The sequence below is a fragment of the Microbispora sp. NBC_01389 genome (assembly GCF_045040095.1).
Classification (GTDB): Bacteria; Actinomycetota; Actinomycetes; order Streptosporangiales; family Streptosporangiaceae; genus Microbispora.
Genome location: NZ_CP109552.1, coordinates 3,418,847 through 3,438,737 on the forward strand (window position 1 = coordinate 3,418,847; position 19,891 = coordinate 3,438,737).

Genomic DNA, 19,891 nt, shown 5'->3' on the forward strand with positions numbered 1-19,891 from the left:
AGGCGCCCGGGCTCACGCGCCCCGGCGGGCCTGGCGTTCCTCCTCGTCGAGGAGCCACCGGGGCTTGACCCTGCGCGGCGGCCGGTAGAGCCGCTTGATCGCGACACCGCCGAAGACGAACGACGCGAACAGGAACAGGCCCATGACCGCGTCCCAGGTCTCCTGGCCGGAGACCCGGGTGTAGGCGAGCATCACGGCCCACATCGCGAGCATGACTGCCCCCGGGAGCTGCGCGAACGGCAGGTTGCGCAGCTCCTTGGGGTTGTCGGTGTCGAAGTAGCGGGCCGCCCAGGTGCTGTCCGGCCCGCTCCGGACGAACCTCACGTGGTTGACGACGCCGAGGATCGCGAGCACGGCGGCGGCGAGCACCGCCCACACCGGCGCGTGCGGGTAGCCCGCGACCTCGGCCGGGGCGGCCGCGAGACCGGCCGGTCCGGACAGAGCGCCCGTCACACTAGCCAAAGACACTCTTCCACCCCTTCTTGATACCCGACCCCATCGACTTGACGGAGTTGATCACCGGCTGACGGAGGTGGTCGTAGGCCGCTATCGCGGTGTCGCCGACCACGCCGCCGACCATACCGCCGACGTACGCGCCCGCGGCGCCGCAGACCGCGGCGAGCACGACGCCGGGGCTGCACGCCGCCGCGCCGATCGCGGCGCCCGCGTAGGAGCCGCCCGCGACCGCCGCCCCGCGGATGGTCGCCCGCGCGATCTTCTCCCCGGTGTTGACGTCCTTGCCCGAGTCGCTGTTCCACTGGGTGAGCGCGCCGTCGGCGAAGGTGGCGACGACTCCGAACCTGCCGACGAACTTGCCCGCCTTGCCGAGCCGGGCGCCCCACTTGATGCCGCGCGCCTCGACCCGGAGGGACTTGGCGTCGTACCACTTGCTGAGCCCCTGCCACAGCCACTTCGTCAGCCAGTTGCCCTCCGGATAGCTGACCGACTTGAGTTTGTAGACGCCGGCCATGACGCGGCGGCTCTCCTTGAAGTTCTCCCCCCAGGTGTTGAGCATGTCGGCGGGGCCGCCCAGCCCGTACGCCAGCCAGCCCAGGGCGGTGAATTTTCGTGGATCGACGCTCGACAGGGTGTTGCTCTTGACCGTCGAGCCGAAGCCCGGGCCGGAGCGGTGCGGCGCGCCGCCGCCACCCCCGCCGGTGTAGCCGCCACCGCCGTGCTTTCCGCCACCGCCGCCGCCACCGCCGTGGTTCCCGCCGCCACCGCCGTGGTTGAGGAGGGCCAGCAGGGCCCGCATCAGCGCCAGCAGGATCGCCAGCCAGCTTCCCCAGAACTTGCCGTCGGGGTCGGTGAAGGTGACGGGGTTGTTGCCGGCGTAGGCGTAGCCGTTCATCTGCTGCGGGTCGTGCGGGTCGATGATCGGGTCGACGCTGATGAACCGGCCGGTGGCGGGGTCGTACTCGCGCGCCCCGAGATGGGTGAGGCCGGTCGACTCGTCGACGGTGCCGCCGACGAAGCCCTTCTCACCCGGCCAGGAGCCCGGGGGCGAGCCCCGCAACTGGCCGAAGGGCTTGAACCGGCGCTGCGTCAGCGACTGGTTCGCCGCGTCGATCGCCAGCTCCGACGTGCCGTTCTGGTCGGCGGCCAGGAACTTCACGCCCGAGGTGGTGCGCACGGCGACCGTCGCGGTGTCGTGGGTGTAGTACCGCGTCGCCTGGGTCTTCCCGGTGGCCTTGTCCAGGCGAAGCTCCATTCCCGGGAGATACAGCGTGGTGCCGCCGGGATCGCGCCGGATGAGCCGGTTGCCGTCGGCGTCGTACACGAAGGAGGTGACCTTCGTGCCCTCGGTCACCTTGGCCAGGTGACCCTCGACGTCCCATTCCAGGGTCTGGGCCGTGCCGCCGATCGTGCGCCCGGTGGTGTTGCCGGTCTCGTCGTAGGCGTAGGACTCGGTGCGGGCGCCCGCGCCGCCGGTCTGGGTCACCCCCGACAGGGCGTGCGGATGCGGCGAGCCCGGAGTGGGGTAGCCGTAGGTCCGCGTCGTGTCGGCCACGCCGCCGGCGCCGTGCTCGACCTCCTTGGTGCGGTTGCCGGTCACGTCGTACCCGAACGACTGCCAGTACGGCGCGACGCCGCCGACGAGGCTCGCGCTCGGCGTGCCCGCGCACGTCCGGGTGCCCTGCGTCCAGGCCTCGGCGAGCCGGCGCAGGTAGTCGTAGCCGAAGCACTGGGTGTCGGTGCCGGTGCGGGACACGTCGGAGATCGAGACGACGTTGCCCACGTCGTCGTAGGTGTAGGTGGCGTCGCGGTCCACGCCCGGCACGTTCTCGCGGTCCACCCGCGACGAGTGGAGGCGCTGCGTGCCGTACTCGTAGGAGTAGGTGAACCAGGTCTTCTTGCCGCCGGTCGACAGTTCGTACTGCTCCGGCTTGCCGGTGAGGCTGTGGATCGAGCCGGTGACGTACGGCGACAGGCCCGACATGGTGGTGGGCCGGCGCAGGTCGTCGTAGGAGTAGACGACCGTCTCGGCCGGCAGGCCGCCCGCGTCGGGATAGGTGGCCGACTGGACGGTGCCGTCCAGCTTGTACCGCGTGTCGAAGACGTAGCTGCCGCCGAGCGCGCCCTCGGTGGACGGGACCGTGACGGTTGTGCGGATCGCCCGGTAGAGGTTGTCGTAGGCGTTGAATGTGGTCGTGTACGCCTGGCCGCCCGAGTACCGCGTGGCGCTGGACGCCTGTCCCTTGCGCACGGTGTCGTAGGTCCACGCCGCGAGCAGCGGGCCGGTCGCCGAGCCCTCGCGGCTCTCCGTCTTGCGGCCCATGGAGTCCCACACGTTGAAGATCACCTTGTCGCGCGCGTCGGTGGTGGTCAGCACGTGGTCGAGGTCGTCGTACGTCGTCTTCGTCGTCCCCTTGTCGGGGTCGCGCACCTCGGTCTCCCGGCCGCGCAGGTCGTAGAAGTGCGTCCAGACGTTGCCCGCCGGGTCTCTGACCGTCGACAGTTTGCCCGCCGGCGTGTAGGTGTACGTCGTCCTGTCGTAGTCGCCGGTCGGGGAGTCGCCCTTGTACTGGCGCAGCTCCACGACCTGGTTGCGGGCGTCGGTCAGCGTCGTCACCGGCGTGTCGCCCGTCGGCGGGTCGACGGTGACCCGGCCGCCGCCGTAGCTCGTGACCGTGCGCCACTTCTCCTTGGTCTCGCCGTTGCCGACGAGGAACCGTTCGAGGGTCACCCGGTTGCGGCCGTCGTAGTCGAACACCTTCTGCGACTCGACGTCGCCGTCGTACGCGCCGAACAGCTTCGTCGCGGGGGCCGTGGTCGAGTAGTACTGGCCGTACTCCCGGGCCACGTTGCCGCGCGAGTCGTAGAACTTGTCGGTGACCAGCCGCCCGCCGTCCGGCCCCGGCTCCTGCGTCTGGCGCAGCCGCAGCCGCCCGTCGTACAGCTCGTACGTCGGCGGGGTCTGGCCGCCCTCGGCGTCGAGCCTCTTCGTGCCGATCGCGACGATCTGTCCGTCCACGATGCGGTAACCGAACTCCAGGTTCGGCGTCTGGCCCGCCGCCTTCGACCGGTCGGGCATCCACACCTTGAGCAGCCGGCCGAGCGCGTCGTAGTCCAGGTCGGTGCGCTTGCCGTTGGCGTCGAGCTTCACGGTCTCGAACCCGTACGCCGGGTCCTTCTGCTGGCTGGTGACGTGGGCGGTGGCGGTGTCGCCGGGGACCACCGGCGGGCCGGTCACCTGCACGCCCGTGTTCAGTCCGAGGGTGTCGGTGTAGGCCGTGGTCGTGACGTGGCCGCCCGCGTTCTTCGTGGTCAGCTCGCGGCCGTAGGAGTCGTACGTCGAGACCTCCTTGGCGACGTACGTCGCCGTCGTGCCGTCGTGCGCGGCGATCGTCTCGACCCGGGTGATGTCGCCCTTGGCCGGCGTGGCCCCGAAGGCGCCGTTGTCGTAGAAGGTGCGGTCGTCCTCGACGACCTGCTTGGACCGGTCGGGGGTGGCCGCGCACAGCACGGCGACGGTCTCCACCCTGGACGGATATTTCAGCATCCACGCCTTGGTGTTCTGGGCGTAGGTGGTGCGGGTGCAGCGGTCGTCGGCGGAGGTGGACAGGTCGCCCTTGTCCTCCATCTGGGTGGCGAGGCCGGCGACGGGCTCGTACTTCGTCGCGGTCTCGGTCTCCCGCCAGCCGCCGCCGTCCATCGCGGTCCACGTGTGCGCCGCGGCGACGTTGACGATGTTCGCGGTGACCGTGCCCCAGCTGCGGGTGCGCTTGGCCGTCTCCTGGTGCCACGGCGTGTTGACGGTCTTGACCGCGACCGCGCCGTTCACGCCCTCGTATTCGGTCCGCTTGAGCTCGAAGCCCTGGAGCGGGTCCTCGTCGACGACGCTGCCGCCCTCGTCGTCGGAGACGGTGACCTTCTTCGTGCCGCCGCCCGGCCCGGCCCGGTCGCCGTCCATGCCGCGCAGATAGCGCGTCTCGACCAGGGACCGCAGGTCGTTCCAGCCGCCGGTCCGCACCCGTACGCGGCCGTAGCCGCGCCACTGCGACCAGGTCTTGTACTTCTCCTTGGTCATGCCGTCGTCGTCGTAGTGCCAGGCGGCGCCGTCGAGATACTCGTACGTCGTCAGCGCGTCCGGCGACCCACCGGTGCGGTCGGTCTCCACGACCTGGGTGACGACGTACTTGTGGAACCAGTCGGTGATCGGGTCGGCGTATCCGGCGGGCGACCACTTGACGGGGAAACAGCGCCGGGTGTTGGTCTGCGGCGTGGGCAGCGAGCCGAGCGCGCAGTCGGCGTCGGAGTAGTTGATGTCGATCTGACCGCCCGACTCGTCGTAGATCGCCCCGAGCCGGTACTTGATGAACGGCGGGATGTCGTCGCCCTGCTTGTCCACCCGGTTGGGCAGTTGCACGTGGTTGAAGGTCACCGCGGGGAGCGTCACCGGGGTGCCGGTCGCGCGGCCGCTGTGGGTGATCGACTTCACCAGCAGGGCCTGGTCGATGTCCGCGTCGCCCCACAGGTGGTCGATCGCCCAGTCGTCCACGTCGCGGTAGGTGCCGTCGGCCTTGATCACCTGCGTCGTGACGCCGGTCAGCCGCTTGCGCGACCAGAACGTGGGCGCGAGCGTGCCGTGCGTCCCCTTGCACTCGGTGCCCGAGGCGCAGTTCAGGTCGTACGGCACGTCGGGCCACTTGGTGGGGTTCGAGCCGATCTTGCTCGGGTCGCAGTCGAAGGCGTCGGTCTTCAGGCACCGCTCGGAGACGCCGAACACCACCCGCGCCGGGGCCTTCGCGGTGAAGAGGGTGTCGGAGCGCTGACCGTACTCGATGCGGTCGAGCCAGCCGCCGCGCACGTACGGCGTCTCGTCCTCGGGCTTGAGGTTGCGGCCGTAGTGGTTGCCCTCCTGCTGGTAGAAGTACGAGATCGCGTTGCTGCGCGGGTCCACGACGTAGTCGAGGTTCCACTGGTAGGCCTGCTGGCACCACGAGGAGGCGAAGGTGGAGGCGTGGCACGGCTCGTTCGCGTCGTTGCCGAACACCGGGTGCGTCCAGGCCGACTTCGTCTCGGGCTTGCCGCTGCTCCAGCCGGGCAGCCGGTTGAGCCCGAAGAAGAACTGCACGCCGTCGGGGGTGGTGAGCTTCCAGTACTCCCCGTCGTCGTCGCCGTTGGCCTTCGCCGTGTCCTTCAGGCGCTCGACCCGGGTGCCGTCGTCGTTCTTCATCCGCCAGGTGCCGTCGGACGCCTGGATCAGCTCGCCGCCGCGCCCGTTCCAGCTGATCACGGCGTTGTCGTACGCCCAGCACTGGTCGCCGGGCGGGGTGCCCCACTGGTCCTTGGGCGCGCCGTCGTCGGCGCAGGGCTTGTAGGCGCGCTTGATGTAGCCGGGCCAGTAGTCGAAGCCCTCGCCCACCCAGGACGGCTGGTTGTTGGTGTTGGACGTGCGGCCGTCCACCGCGCCGGACGAGTAGCCGATCTCCACCTTGGGCGCCAGCTCACCGGGGACGGGCGGCACCCGCAGGGGATAGGACCAGGAGAAGTCGCCCGACTGCTCGGCCACGGTCCAGGTGGCCGACGGCGACAGCTTGGTGGCCTTGTAGTCGCCCTTGTCGCCGGAGTCGCCGGAGACCGCGGCCAGCACGGTCGCCTGCTCTCCCGCCGGCGCCGCGGCCCCCGCCGCCAGCCCCGCCGGTGCCTCCGCCAGCCCCGCCGGTGCCTCCGCCGGTGCTGCCGGGACGGTGGCGGTGAGCGTGCCGTTCGCCGCGTCGTTGCGCGCCGGGACCGGCGTCTCCGTACGGCAGGCCGGATCGTCGGGGGTGGTCAGCACGCACGCGGGCAGCCGGACCAGCCGCAGTCGGCTGCCGTACGAGCCGCCGAAGTCGCCGGCGAGGGCCGAGTAGTCGACCGTGACGCTCGTCGTGCCGCCGGCCGCCGCGTCCTTGGCGGCACTGTCCTTGGCGGCGCTGTTCGTCGGCTTGGCGACGGGAGCGAGGGTGAACAGGGCGCCGTCGACGCCCGCGCGCTCGGCGGCGCCGCGGTCGAGCATCCGTACGGCGGCGGGGGAGGTGACCTTCACCTCCCCGGAGGCCGGCCGCCGTTTGGCGGGGGTGCCCGCGGGGTCGGGGCGGCGGGGCTTGACGCCCAGCGTCTCGCCGCGGACCACGCGTTCGGCGCTCTTCACCTCCGGCCGTCCCGCGTCCGGGGCCGCCGCCTGGGCGGGCTGGGCCACCAGGGACGCCGCGACCGTGGCCAGCGCCGTGATCGCGGCGACCCCGCGTCTGAACCGCTGCCTCGACCGCCGGGCCAACAGGCGGCTCACGGGGTGGCGGCCGGAACCTCTCTTCGGGTGGGGGAACCCGTTCATGCGTGACCTCCCGCCCGGCCGCCGTACGGCGGCCGGGCCTGGTTCGAGTTCGAGTCGCCTGCTGTCAGAAGTTCGAGTCGGTGGCCAGTTCGGCGCCGCCGGCCAGCATCTGGATCTGCTCCTCGGTGGCGATGCCCTGGAAGGCCCACACGTCGTCGATCACGCCGGGCCAGTACTCGCCCCACGCGCCGTCCGCCTTGCTGCGGCCGAGCTGGAGCCCCTTGGCCGCGTTGAAGCCGATGACGTTGTGCCGCCAGGACACCGTGTCCTCCACCTGCTCCAGTTCGCCGTTCACGTAGAGCCGCATCTCGTCCTGGAAGGCGTCGTACACGATCGCCACGTGGTCCCAGTCGAAGCCGGACTGGAAGGCCGAGTGCTCGGCGGTCGGCCGGGCCGCGCCGCTCGCGTCCTTGTCCGGCATCTCGATCTGGTAGCCGCCCGCGTTGGCCGGGTCGCCCGCGTCGGGCCGGTAGCGCAGGGTGAACGCGCTGTTGACCGAGCCCTCCTGGCTGAAGACCGCCGCGGCCCTGGACGGCCGGCCCGCGGTGGTCACCCAGCCCGCGATCGTGAAGCTCTCGTCGGTGCGGACCACCGGGACGGAGGTGGCGGCGTAGTCGCCGTCGCCGTCGAGCACCAGCCCGCCGGGCGGGGTGCCGACCCAGCCCGCCCCCTGGTCGATCTTCGCGTTGCCGTTCAGCGTGACGTGCCGCCCGGACGGCCCGTCGTCGGCCGCGATGGTGAGGGAGGCGCCGGAGGCCAGGGTCGCGATCTCCGAGTCGCTGATGATCTGGTCGAACAGCCGCACGTCGTCGATGTCGCCGGGGAAGTAGGACTTCAGCGTGCCGTACCAGCCGGCCCCGATCTGCACCGCGCCGCCGGCCTTCCACGGCGTGGTGAAGGCCGTCGTCGAGTTGAGCTTGCCATTGACGTAGAGCCGGATCTGCTTGTTCGCCGCGTCGTACACGCCGGCGAGGTGGGTCCAGACGCCGCCTTCGGGCACGGCCGTCGACTGGGCCCGGGTGATCACGTCGTCGTCGTTGTCGTTGTTGTAGCGGTTGAAGATCCACCGGTCGTAGCTGGAGGAGTAGTACAGCTCGAACCCGCTGCGCCGGGTGCCGGCCTGCGTCGCGATGATCGAGGCGTGGGTCGGCTTGGTCGCCGGGAGCTTCGCCCACGCCGTCACCGAGAAGCTCTTGGTGGTGTCGGGCAGGGCCGGCCCGGTGGTCTTGAGATAGCCGGTGGTCCCGTCGAGGTGCACGGCCTTGCCGAAGCGCCCGGCCGCGCCGAACGTCACGCCGCCCGCCGGTCCGGCCGGGTAGCGGCCGCCGGCCTCCTCCGCCCGCCCGGCCCCGGCCGCCTCGTCCATCTTCCAGTAGGCGGTGGAGGCCCGTACGGCCGAGGCGGAGTCGTTCAGCTTCCAGCGCGCGGCCACCACCGGGTGCTGGGTGAACAGGTTGCCGACCTCCTCCGGCGTGACGATGCGGTCGAAGAGCCGGACGTCGTCGATCTCACCGGGGAAGAACGCGTCGAGCTTGCCGTACCAGCCCGTGCCGATCTGCACCGGGCCGGTGGCGTTCCACGGCGTGGTGTAGGCCGTCGTGGCCTGCGGCTGACCGTTGACGTACAGCGTGATGGTCTTGGCCACCGCGTCGTAGACGCCGACCAGGTGGGCCCACTCGCCGCCCTGCGGCGCGGCGGCGCCGACCGCCCGGGTGATCGAGCCGTCGGTCGTGTCGTTGTTGTAGCGGTTGAAGACCCACCGGTCGTAGCTGGAGGAGTAGTACAGCTCGAACCCGCTGCGCAGGCCGCCCATCTGGGTGGCGATGATCGCGGCGTGCCCGGGCTTGGTCGAGGGCAGCCGCGCCCAGGCCGACACCGCGAACCCGGCGGTGGTGTTCAGCACCGGCCCGGCGGTCCTGACGTAGCCGGTGGTGCCGTTGGTCTGCATGGCGGTCTTCGAGACGCCGTCCACGCCGAGCGTCACCCCGCCGTACACCGTCGCGGGGTACGCGCCCGAGACGTCGGTCACCTGCGGGGAGTCGATCGGCTCGTCCAGCGCCCACTGGGCCTTGGCCGGGGAGCCCGCCTTCACCCGGAACACGTAGCGCCCGATCTCACTGGAGTTGCCGGCCGCGTCGAACGCTTTGACCGTGAGGTAGTTCGGCCCGGCGTGCTCGGGCGCGATGTCGATGGTCACCGGCCCGCCCGTGGCCGACGGCTTGCGCTCGTTGGCGGAGGTGGGGTTGGAGTTCACGCCGAACCAGTACTTCACCACGTCATTGGAAGACGAGGTGGCGGTGAAACGGCCGTAGCGGCCCACGCCGTCGTACCACGGGTCGTCCTCGTTCTCCGGGTCCGACTGCGGGTACGCCGTGGACGACAGCACGGGAGCCGCCGGCACGCTCTTGTCGTAGCTGAAGTAGCACGCGGTGGCGTCGCCCGCGTAGCTCCACGGGCTGTACTGGTAGCCGTCCCAGGTGCGGACGTACCAGTTGATGGTCTTCTTCTCGGGGATCGAGGACGGCAGCGTCACCTGGAAGGTCGAGCCGGTGGTCTTCGGGCCGATCTTGCCCGACGACCACTTCTGCGCGCCGTCCCAGGTCGCGCCGAACTCGGCGTACACCTTCTTGGCGTCGGCGGAGTCGGCGTCGTGCAGGACCGCCGAGATGGTGGGCGGCACGCGCACGGCGGGCGCGGGGGAGTAGACGCACTTGCCGCCGGGGTTCATCGACAGGTCCGACATCTTCGGCTGCGGCGGCGGGGTGTTGTAGTTGACCCGAAGATAGGCGTCGTCGGCGAAGCGCTTCCAGCCCCCGGGGTCGGTCTCGTAGCCCGCGCGCAGGCCGAACGTCGTGGTCGACCACTTGCCCGCCGAGGCGTCCTTGACGGCCTTGGTCGCGTTGAACTCGACGTCGCCCGCAGGGCAGCTCGACGACCAGCCCTTGGCCACGTCGCGGGTGTCGAGGTGTTCCGTCCAGTTGTCCTTGGTGGAGTTCCAGGTCGAGCTCTCCACGAACCCCTTGGTGCGCCACAGCTGCACGGTGCGGCCGTCGCACGAGTACGACCAGGTCTCCTTGGCCACGAAGTCGGCCGAGATGATGTACTTGCCGGAGTACGCGCTGGTAGGCATGCGGTAGAAGATGCGCTTGACATCGGACGGCGCGCATTTGGAATCGCCCTGGCACAGGCCCATGCCCGAGTCGGCCTTGCCGCCGAACTTGTAGTACGACTGGCTGGGATAGGTGCGCGACACGTACGCCCAGGCCGACGCCTTGACCGTCTTCCACACCGGGTCGATGTAGACGGGATAGCGGGTCTCGGGGTTGTCGAGCAGGGCCCGGTCGGGGGTGAGCGTGAGGTTCCCGCCCTCCACGGCCGCGTTCAGGGAGGCGACCTTCGAGGTGTCGGAGGGGCCGCGCTCCAGCGGAACCGAGGTGGCCGCCTTCAACGCGGGGGTGGGTGCGCCGGAGTCCCACATGACCGCCGAGGGCGCCTCGAACAACGCGCCGCCGCCCGCGGCGTCGACCGCCTCGACGGCGCCGCCCTCCTTCGTCCGCACGCCGACGCCCGCGCCGCCGAGCCCGAGCGTGAGCCGGCCAAGCGCGCCGCCCGCGGCGGCCTCCCTGGTCTTGACGACGAGCGTGTGCGCGAAGCCGTCCACGTCGGCCCGTACGACGAGGTCGACGTCCTTCATGACGTCGTGGTAGGTGGCCGAGTCGCCGTTCAGTTCGGGCTCGGGCAGCCCGCCCGGCCACTTCAGCGACATCTCGCGGCCAGCCCTGGCGATCCGGGCCAGCGGCGCGTCGCCGCCCCCGGAAAGCGACAGCCCGACCGTGCTCGCGCGGGGCCCGATCGAGCCGTCCGGCCGCCTGACCAGCGTGGTGTCGGGCGTGACCCAGGACTCGCCCTGCCGCACCCGCACCGGGCGCAGGTGCTCGACCGTGGTGAACGTGCCGTCGGGGTTGGCGTAGGTCTCGCGGTCCTCGCCGCGCTTGGCCAGGACCTCGACGGGACGGCCGGTCTCGCGGGCCGCCCGCCCGGCCGCCTCGTCGGTGGGAGCCGTCCCGTCGGACGGCCGCGGGTCGGTCTGTGCGGCACGGGGAGCCGCGTACGCCGCGGTCCCACCCCCGGAGTTTACGGTCAGGCCGGTCGCGAGGACCGCGGCCAGCACTGTGAAACCCAGCTTTCGGTACACGACTTCCGCCTCATTCTGGACAAGGTGGGGCGAGAGCTAAGAACCGCAAGGAAAGGACATAAATCGGTTAAGGCCCCCTGATCGTTAAGGGAACCCCCGGTGACTGGGCTTGTCAAGATCTTGTCTTGCTTGATCGTAGGAGGTTAGGATCAGTTGATTCGGATGGGCCGCCGGGGTGGGATTGCGGCTGTTCCGTATGTCGTCCCCGCCGTTTTCCGGTCATGCCCGATGGTTGATAACGGGCCGTCCGGTGTGGTGTCGCGCCGATTTTCGGCCGCGCACTCGCCGCCGCCGGCTCGCCCGGCCGGTATACCGGTGGCGGCCGCGGCATCGTGTGCCCCGCCCGTGGGCCGTACGCTGGGCACGATCCCCGACGCACCCCCACGGAGGCCGCGATCAACCGCCTCGTTCTCTGGAACGTCGACCTCACGCTCGTCGACGTCGCCATCGTCACCCGCGACGCCTACGCGGCCGCCTTCCGGATGGTGACGGGACGGCCGCTGGTGAAACTCGCGCCCCCTGCGGGCCGCCCCGACTCCGAGATCGTCTTCGAGACCCTGGCCGTCAACGGCATCGCCGTCGAGGACCATCACCTGCCGAGGTTCCTCGACGCGCTGGCCGTCTGCTTCGCCGAACGGCGCGACCGCCTGACCAGGGAGGGGCGCGCGATGCCCGGGGCCAAAGACGCGCTCAAGGCCGTCTCCCGCCTCGACGGCGTCGTGCAGTCGGTGCTCACCGGGACCGTCAAGAGCAACGCGATCCTCAAGCTCAAGGCCTTCGGCCTGGACAAGTGGATCGACTCCGAGGTGGGTGGCTATGGCGAGGAGGTCTATCCCAAGGCCACCCTGCTGCAGGTCGCCCAGGGCCGGGCCAGGGATCGGCACGGCGCCGCCTTCACCGCGGGCAACACCGTGCTGGTCGGCGACTCCGCCCGCGACGTCCAGGCCGCGCGGATCGGCGGCGCGGCGATGATCGCCGTGGCCTCGGGCCGGTCCACCCCGGCCGAACTGCACGAGGCGGGCGCGGACATCGTGCTGCCCGACCTCACCAACCCCTCCGAGGTCGTCGCCGCCGTCGCCCGCCTCACCACCCCCGCCGGCCGCGCCCCCCGGTAACCCTCCCGGTGCCCGGCCGGCCGTACGGCTCCTTTCTCGTCAGGAAATGAGGGCGAGGATGAGGCGGGGGCGCTTGATGCCGTATTCGTGCCGTCCCCGTTGCACACCTGGAAGTTCGCCTGCAATTGCGGCATCGGCGTGGCGCTCGAACAGGCGCATGGCGGCCGGCGTACTGGATCCATTAATGTCATGACCATGTCCTCTGACACGCCTTTGCCGCTACCGTATGAGCAGGAACTTGTGGCCACGAGCACCAAGACCGTATATGCGAACAAATGGATGACTGTCAGGGAGGACGAAACGCTCCGTTCTGACGGCAGGAAGGGAATTTACGGTGTTGTCGAGAAACTTGATTTCGCGCTCATCATTCCGTACGAGCACAATGGGTTTCATCTTGTCGAGCAGTACCGCTATCCCGTCAAGGGGCGCTATTGGGAGTTTCCGCAGGGCTCCTGGGAGGATCAGACCAATGTGGATCCGATGATGCTGGCACGCGGTGAGCTCGCCGAGGAGACAGGACTGACCGCTGCGACGTTGACTCCACTCGGGCATCTGTTCGAGGCCTATGGGTACTGCGACCAAGGTTTCCACGTCATCCTTGCGACGGACCTCACAAGCGGCCAACCCGACCTCGCTCCAGAGGAGGAAGGCCTTGTTACCCACTGGTTTTCCGAGGCTCAGGTCTGGCGATTGATCAGCACTGGTGCGTTGAAGGACGCACCCTCGATCGCCGCGCTGGCGCTCTTTCAGCATTATCGGGGAGAGCAGGCAGGGTAGGAGATCGCCCTGTCTCGACTAGCCACAACCGTTCCTGCTGACCATGGCCGCCTGCGTTCTGCTGCCGGCATCCTCTTCTCGCGGGTGCGGGACAGTTCGACGCCCAGGTCTCACAGCTCAGGGCCGCCCTGTGGATATGACTGTCGGCAACACATTCTGTACGCCTCGTCCGCATACTGGGTATGAACGGTGCGCGCTTCCTTGAAAGGGTGAGAGCCGGCTACGCCGGGCATCCGGCGGGAGGAGAGGGCAGGCCGATGACCCGGTGGAGTGACTATACGACTGGCGAGCGGATCAAAATTCTGCGCGCGGGGTTGACTCAGGAACAGCTAGCCGAGGCGACTGAGCTGTCGGTCGCGACGATCCGCAAAGTCGAGCGAGATTTAGGGGTCGGGCTTCCGTCCCTTCTGAGGATCTCGGCCGCGCTGCACACGGACGTGTCGGTGGTGCTCGGCCAGCAGGAGCCCCGTCGAGCGATGCGCCGAAATGACCGGGCGATGCTGCGAGAGCTGTCGCGGGCTGTCCACGACACCGCGGCTGGAGTCGGTGACGGCCTTGAACCCGTGTCCTCCAGCGAGCTGACGGCCGGACTCGTGGCGGCGTGGGACCGGTACCGCGCCGGGTACTACGCCACGGCGGGGGCGTTGGTGGCCGTCGCCGTCCGGCAGGCCGCGGCCGTCACTCATGCGATGCCCGCAGGGAGGAAGGGGGAAGCCGCGTCACTGATGGCCGACGCCTACCGGCTGGCGTCCTACGTCGCCAACCAGTTCGGCGCGCGCGACCTGGCCTACGCCGGAATTGGGCATGCCGCCGCACAGGCCGATCTCGCAGGTGATGAGGTGCGGTCGGCGATGGTCGCTTCGGGGCGGTCGTGGATTTACCTGCGGGACGCCCGACTCGACCAGGCGTCGGTTGCGGCCGAGCGTTCCTACGTGGTGATCGAGCCTCGCTACAGTGACAACGATCCCGCACTGCTCGCCACTTACGGGTGGCATGTGACGTTCGCGGCGGTCGTGGCGGCCCGCGGCGGGAACGTGGCTCGGGCCGACGACCTGCTCTCCCAGGGGCACGCGGTCGCGACGAGAATCGGCCGGGATGTGTCGGTCAACGGGACGGCGTTCGGCCCGGCGACCGTCCAAGCACAAGCGGTCGGCCTCCAGGTGTCGACCGGCAGGCCTGATAAGGCCCTGGAGACCTACGCCGCGATGGGCGACACCTCCGCCCTCACCCCCGCCGCCCGCAATCGGCTCCGCGTCGATGTCGCGCTCGCCCTCGCCGAGACCCGTCAATGGGATGCCTCCCTCGACATCTTGCTGGAGGTGTGTACCGCCAGCCCCGGCTGGGCCCGCCACCAGGCACTTCCCGAGGTCATCGCCCGCCGCGCCCAGCATGCCAACCCCACCGCCTCCCGTTACCGCAAACTTGCCGCGATCCTCGGCGCCTCGCGCACCGCTCCCTGACAGCGTTCTCCGTTGATACTCTCCGTATCGCTTTCACGCCACATGGTCACCTCAGTGACACATGGCGTGCCTTCACACTCGCGGCCGCCTGGCTCATTGTGGGGGCAGGCCGGGTCGTTCGACTGAGAACGGTTCGCCGGTCGTCAGCATGAGAGTCCGCCACCGGGATCACCGCGGGGGCAGTCAGAGGCCGCCGGCGCTGCGGCGGCCCACCTGCATCGGGAGAGGGCACCGTCATGAGCGTCGGCACGACAGCCAGCGAAAGTCTCCGCAACAAGCTGGTCGACTGCCTGGCAGCGGATCATCGCGCGAAGGGTCTGGACCTGCGTCCCGAAGTGGAGGCCGCGATGCGGACCGTCCCCCGTGAGCTGTACACGCCGGGTATCCCACTGGAGGAGGCATACGAGAACACCGCGATCATCACCAAGCGGGTCGGTAAGGAGAGCATCAGCTCGGTGTCGGCTCCGTTCCTGATCGCGGAGATGCTCGGTCAGGCGGTGGATGCGCTTGGCCGCATGGAGGGTCGGCACGTACTGGAGGTTGGCAGCGGCGGTTACAACGCGTCGCTGCTACGTGAACTTGTCGGCCCGGCCGGGTCGGTCACGACCGTGGACATCGACCCTGACGTGACTGGCCGGGCCGCCGCCTGCCTGGAGGCAGCGGGTTACAACGACGTCGTCGTGGTGTGTGCGGACGCCGAGCAGCCGATCGAGCCCGGCCGACGTTACGACCTGATCATCGTCACAGCCGGGGCGTGGGACGTCGCCCCCGCGTGGTGCGACCAACTCACCGAAGACGGTGTTCTCGTCGTACCACTTCGTACTTTTGGAATGACCCGCTCCTGGGCGCTGCGACGTCACGGCCACCGCTTGGTCAGTTACAGCCACCGCCAGTGCGGGTTCGTCCCCATGCAGGGCGCCGGAGCCCACGACATGCGGTACGTCGACATCGGCGATGGTGTTCATCTACGGCTGGACGAAGGCCAGCAGATCGATCCCGCCGTTGTCGCCGGCCTCCTCACCATGCCCCGCGAGGAGGCGTGGGCCGGGCTGAGCCTGCCGCCCCGCACCGTCCTGGCCGACCTGGATCTGTGGCTGGCGACCCGTCTCGTACGCGAGGTACAGGAGTTCGTGGTGCTGTCAGCGCAGGAGGCGGCCGTCGCGTCCGGCATCGTCGCACCCTCCTGGCGTTTCGGTACTCCTGCCACCCTCCACGATGGCACGTTCGCCTACCGGTCGGCCCTTCGTTGGACCGGCAGGCTTTTCGATCTCGGCGCGCACGCGCATGGGATCGAGGCCGTCGCGGCGGCCGGGCGGATGGTCGAGCACATGCGCGCGTGGGTGGACTCGGGCAGCCCGTGCCCGGTGCTGCACGTCCTTCCCGCGCATATCCCCGACGGCGACCTGCCGGACGGGGTGGTTCTGGACAAGCGGCACAGCCGCCTCGTCCTCGCCTTCACCCCCCGATGAGAAAGGAAACTCTGATGGATTACGAACTGAACCTCCGGCTGGTCGACGCCGGGCCCGCCGCGAGCGGTTACGCCACCAGCACCGACGACGACTGCGGCTCGGGCAACACGGGATCGGACGCCTGCTCGGGCGGCGACTCCCGCTGAACCCCGCCCAACCATCGGGCCCGGCCTCCAGAGGCCGGGCCCTCCCCTTCCTTCCGTCCAGGCCCCGGAACGCGGAGTGAGAGATGCTCCAAGCGGCGGACGCGGTGTTGATCCGAGCCGCCTCCTACCCCCCAGAACTGACACTGCCCGCGTGGCCCGACCTGACCTTGGACCATCCCGAGCAGTGGCTGGATTGGCTGCGGAAAGTGTGGATGCTGCCGGAGTTCGCGGCCGCCGTCGAGCAGGCCGCGCCGCACCTGGCCGCCCAGGTCACCCGGGCACTGGCCCATGAACCGGTCCAGACGCGCAGACTACGGCGCCTGGTGGAGGCGACGGCCCGGTATCTGCTGAGGTGGACGACCCGCGCGACGCCATTTGGCAGGTTCGCCGGCGTGGCTGCGGCCGAGCTCGGCGCCCGTGCAGCGGTCCGCTGGGGGAATCGCCATCACGACGTGGCCCGCCCAGACGACCGTTACATCGCCGAGTGCACGGCTGTAGCCGAACAGGATCTGCCCACACTCCGCACTGTCGCAGTGGTGACGAACGCGCTGGGGTACGCCCGTGGCGGGATGTGGGTGCTGCCCTGCGTCCGAACCGAGGACGAAAAGGTATGGGATGCCGAGATCGATTTGACTACTCCGGTGCGGGTGGCGGTCAAGGCGGCCAGCGCCCCGATCGCGTTCGGAGAACTGACGGCGAAGGTGGCCGAGGAACTTGGCATCGACAGGTCGGCTGCCGAAGGGCTGCTGGTCACATTGGTGAACACGGGGGTGCTGCTGTCGGCGGTCCGGCCGCCGATGACTGTGACCGACCCGGCCGCGCACCTGGCTTGTTATATGGACCTTCCCGGCCCTGACGAGAGGGTCGCGTTGGATCTGCGGGTCGACTGCTCGGTGACGCTGCCGCCCGCGGTGATTCGTGAGGCTGAGTCGGCCGCCTCCGCGCTCGTCGCCGTCGCACCACACCTGCCCGGTTGGGCCGCCTACCATCGCGCTTTCATCGAACGGTGGGGGCCGGGCGCAGCCGTGCCGCTGCGCGACGTCCTGCACATTCTCGGGTTCCCCGCGGGATATCGCGGCTCAAGCCGCCGTGCGCCAAGAGTGTTCACCGCCCGCGACACGCTTCTCGTGGCACTCGCCCAGCAGTCCGCCCTGGACGAATGCGCTGAAGTGGTACTCGACGACACTCTGATCGGATCGCTGCGCGGCGACGACGACCGTCCGCCAATCCCCCACACCGAACTGCGTTTCACCCTGGCCGCCGGTACACCACGGGACCTCGAACGTGGCGCATTCACTCTGACGGTGGTGAGCGGGGCCCGTCACGCAGGAGTCGCGGCCGCCCGGTTCCTCCATCTGCTCGCCCCTCCCGATCTGGAGCGTTTCCGCCACGTCTACGCGAGCCTGCCGACTGCCATGCCCGGGGCGGACACGGTTCAGTTGTCCGGACCTCCACTCGACGCTCGCTTGGCTGCCCTCGCCCGCACTCCCGAGCTGCTGCCTGTTCTGCCCGTCGGAGACTTCCACCACGGTCAGTCGTGGACGCTGGATGATCTTGCTGTAGTGGGCGACGGTCAGCGGCTGTGGCTGATGTCTCGCGCCACCGGGCGGCCGGTTGAGCCGCTGCTGGTCAACTGTGTGCTCCTGCCGACCCAGCAGCAGCCACTCATCCGGTTCCTGACGGAGATCTGGACGGCGTGGACGGCTCCATGCTGTCGGTTCGACTGGGGGCGCGCCAGTGGTCTGCCGTTCCTGCCACGGATCCGGCGAGGGCGCTCGATCCTGCACCCGGCCCGCTGGACCATCCCCGCGACCGCGCTCCCCGCTCGCACCGCGACGTGGCCGCAGTGGCGGGCAGCCTGGCAACGGCACCGCGAACGGCACCGGTTGCCGCGGAGGGTGATGATCGGCGCGAATGATGTCCGGTTGCGCCTCGACCTGGACGAGAATGCCCATCTGGCGCTGCTGCGGAGCCACCTGGACCGGCACGCGAGTGCCGTTCTTGTCGAGGCCGACGGGCCGTCCGGCTGGATCGACGACAGGCCAGCCGAAATCCTGCTCACTCTCACCCGCAGCTCACCGGTCCATCGACCGCCAACCCGGCTGGTACGTCCCGCCAGCACCCTTCAGCATCGGCCCGCCCTGTCACGGTGGCTGGACGCCCGCCTCTATGGCCAAGCCGACCACATCCTCGCTCACTTGGCCGAAGTCCCCAAGCTGCCGGCGGGGTGGTGGTTCCTTCGCTATCCCCACCCCGAAACACATCTGCGGCTACGAATACCGCTGCGCGCCACTGACCGATTCGCCGGCATCGCCCGCGATCTCGCGTTGTTGGCGGAGCGCCTGCACGACGACGGCCTGCTGACCGACTACACGCTGGCCACCTATCGGCCCGAGGCCCGCTACGGAATCGGAGCGACGCTCACGGCGGCCGAGGCTGTGTTCGCAGCCGACTCCCGGGCCGCCCTGCAACGGCTGTCCGGTGACCGGCAGGCCACCGCAGGCGCGGGGATGATCGCCATCGCCCACGGGTTCACCGGCAACGGTGCGCGCTGGCTCGTCGACCACGTGCCCCACCGCAGCGGTCCGCGCCTGGCGCCTGCCCAGCTCGCCCAGTCCCGCCGTCCTTACGGAGACGACGACCTGGCCACAGCGCTGGCACTTTACGAGACCCTCGCCGGCCGAGACGGCCTGGACACCGACCAGGTGCTGGCCGACCTGCTGCATCTGCACCACGCTCGCGTGATCGGTGTCGACATCGCGTCCGAACGACACTGCCTGCGTTTGGCTCGTGCCGTCGCTCAGACCAACCTCGCCACGGGGACCTCATGACGGCCGGACAGTCACTCGCCGAGGGAGCGGCGGGCAGGGCCCTCCTCCATCTGGAGAGAGGCATGTGGGAGGCGGCGTACGCGGAGCTGGAGCAGGCCGTCGCCGCCGGCGTCAGCGTCGCCGACGCTGCCAGCCTCTATTACGGCGCTCCTGCCCTCGCGTTCGTTCTCGCCGCATCGGACCAGCCAGGACTCGCCCGAGCGAAAGCCGCCGCCGCGGCAGGGACCGCGACGGTTACCCGTCACCGTCTGAAGACCGCCCATCGCCGCATCGACCAGCGCCTTCGGCCGGAGTACGCCGAGTACGACCTGATCCGCGGACTGACGGGACTTGGCGTCGCCCTTCGCCGCACCGGTAATGTCGACTTGCTCCGGGAGGTGCTGACCTATCTGGTGCGCCTCACCGATCCGATCGGACCGCTGCCCGGCTGGTGGTGCCGCCACGGACCGCACCGTGAGGACTTACCCGGCGGCCACGGCAACCACGGCATCGCGCACGGCATCACCGGCCCTCTCACCCTCCTGGCCCTCAGCCGCCTCGATGGCGTCCACGTCGACGGCCATATCGAGGCGATGGGACGGATACTCGAATGGTTGGATGCCTGGCGACGCCAAACCGATGACGGCACCGTTTGGTGGCCGCAGACCATCACCCTCGCCGACCTCGAACGCGCAGAGCCCGCCCAGGCCGGCCCGCTTCGCCCGTCCTGGTGCTATGGCACCCCGGGCGTCGCCCGCGCCTGCCAACTCGCCGCCCTCGCCATCACCGACCCTGCACGTCAGGAGTCCGCTGAAGCCGCGTTCAGCGCGTGCGTGAGTGACCCCCATCAACTGATCCGCCTCACCGACCGGGGCCTGTGCCACGGGACCGCAGGACTCCTGGCTTCCGCCCGCCGCATCGCCGCCGACGCCCGTATCCCGATTCCCCTCGCCCTGATTGAGAAGAAACACCGGCACACGCCGACGTCCTCCGACGAACCCTTCGGATTCCTGGAGGGAACAGCAGGCATCACGCTGGTCGAGACCGCAACAATCACCACCGGCTGGGACGCCTGCCTCCTGCTCATCTGAAAGACGAC

General features: G+C 69.8%; 10 protein-coding genes. 7 read left to right on the forward strand and 3 right to left on the reverse strand.

Going from position 1 to position 19,891, the window contains the following annotated elements; all coding sequences use genetic code 11:
• Positions 1-12: 12 nt before the first annotated feature.
• The 3 genes from OG344_RS15575 to OG344_RS15585 form a co-directional block, all read right to left on the reverse strand.
• A complete protein-coding gene (locus tag OG344_RS15575; protein WP_405088825.1) occupies positions 13-462 on the reverse strand; it encodes a hypothetical protein in 450 nt (149 codons plus the stop codon).
• The gene (locus OG344_RS15580) at positions 455-6,820 is read right to left on the reverse strand and encodes an RHS repeat-associated core domain-containing protein (RefSeq protein WP_405088826.1); all 6,366 of its coding nucleotides are present in this window, start codon (positions 6,818-6,820) and stop codon (positions 455-457) included. The genes OG344_RS15575 and OG344_RS15580 overlap by 8 nt, the downstream gene beginning before the upstream one ends.
• Before the next feature lie 64 nt (positions 6,821-6,884).
• On the reverse strand, positions 6,885-11,015 hold the full coding sequence (locus OG344_RS15585; protein WP_405088827.1) for a LamG-like jellyroll fold domain-containing protein: 4,131 nt from the start codon (positions 11,013-11,015) through the stop codon (positions 6,885-6,887).
• A gap of 395 nt (positions 11,016-11,410) precedes the next feature.
• On the opposite strand from OG344_RS15585, the gene OG344_RS15590 reads away from it, so the two are divergent.
• The 7 genes from OG344_RS15590 (at position 11,411) to OG344_RS15620 (ending at position 19,883) form a co-directional block, all read left to right on the forward strand.
• Positions 11,411-12,130, forward strand: coding sequence for an HAD family hydrolase (locus tag OG344_RS15590; RefSeq protein ID WP_405089100.1), 720 nt, complete (start codon positions 11,411-11,413; stop codon positions 12,128-12,130).
• A gap of 195 nt (positions 12,131-12,325) precedes the next feature.
• The gene (locus OG344_RS15595; protein ID WP_405088828.1) at positions 12,326-12,907 is read left to right on the forward strand and encodes an NUDIX domain-containing protein; all 582 of its coding nucleotides are present in this window, start codon (positions 12,326-12,328) and stop codon (positions 12,905-12,907) included.
• A 257-nt stretch (positions 12,908-13,164) separates the two neighbouring features.
• The gene (locus OG344_RS15600; RefSeq protein WP_405088829.1) at positions 13,165-14,367 is read left to right on the forward strand and encodes a helix-turn-helix domain-containing protein; all 1,203 of its coding nucleotides are present in this window, start codon (positions 13,165-13,167) and stop codon (positions 14,365-14,367) included.
• A 236-nt stretch (positions 14,368-14,603) separates the two neighbouring features.
• Positions 14,604-15,836, forward strand: a complete 1,233-nt coding sequence (gene fxlM, locus OG344_RS15605) for a methyltransferase, FxLD system (RefSeq protein WP_405088830.1) — start codon at positions 14,604-14,606, stop codon at positions 15,834-15,836.
• 14 nt (positions 15,837-15,850) lie between these two features.
• Entirely contained in the window at positions 15,851-15,982 is a 132-nt protein-coding gene (gene fxlA, locus OG344_RS15610; RefSeq protein ID WP_405088831.1) for an FxLD family lanthipeptide, read from the forward strand.
• Positions 15,983-16,065: 83 nt separating this feature from the next.
• Complete coding sequence (locus tag OG344_RS15615; protein ID WP_405088832.1) at positions 16,066-18,813, forward strand: lantibiotic dehydratase; 2,748 nt, start codon at positions 16,066-16,068, stop codon at positions 18,811-18,813.
• Positions 18,810-19,883 (forward strand): lanthionine synthetase C family protein, encoded by a 1,074-nt coding sequence (locus tag OG344_RS15620; protein WP_405088833.1) that lies wholly within the window; start codon positions 18,810-18,812, stop codon positions 19,881-19,883. Before OG344_RS15615 ends, OG344_RS15620 begins: the two co-directional genes overlap by 4 nt.
• Positions 19,884-19,891: the final 8 nt, after the last annotated feature.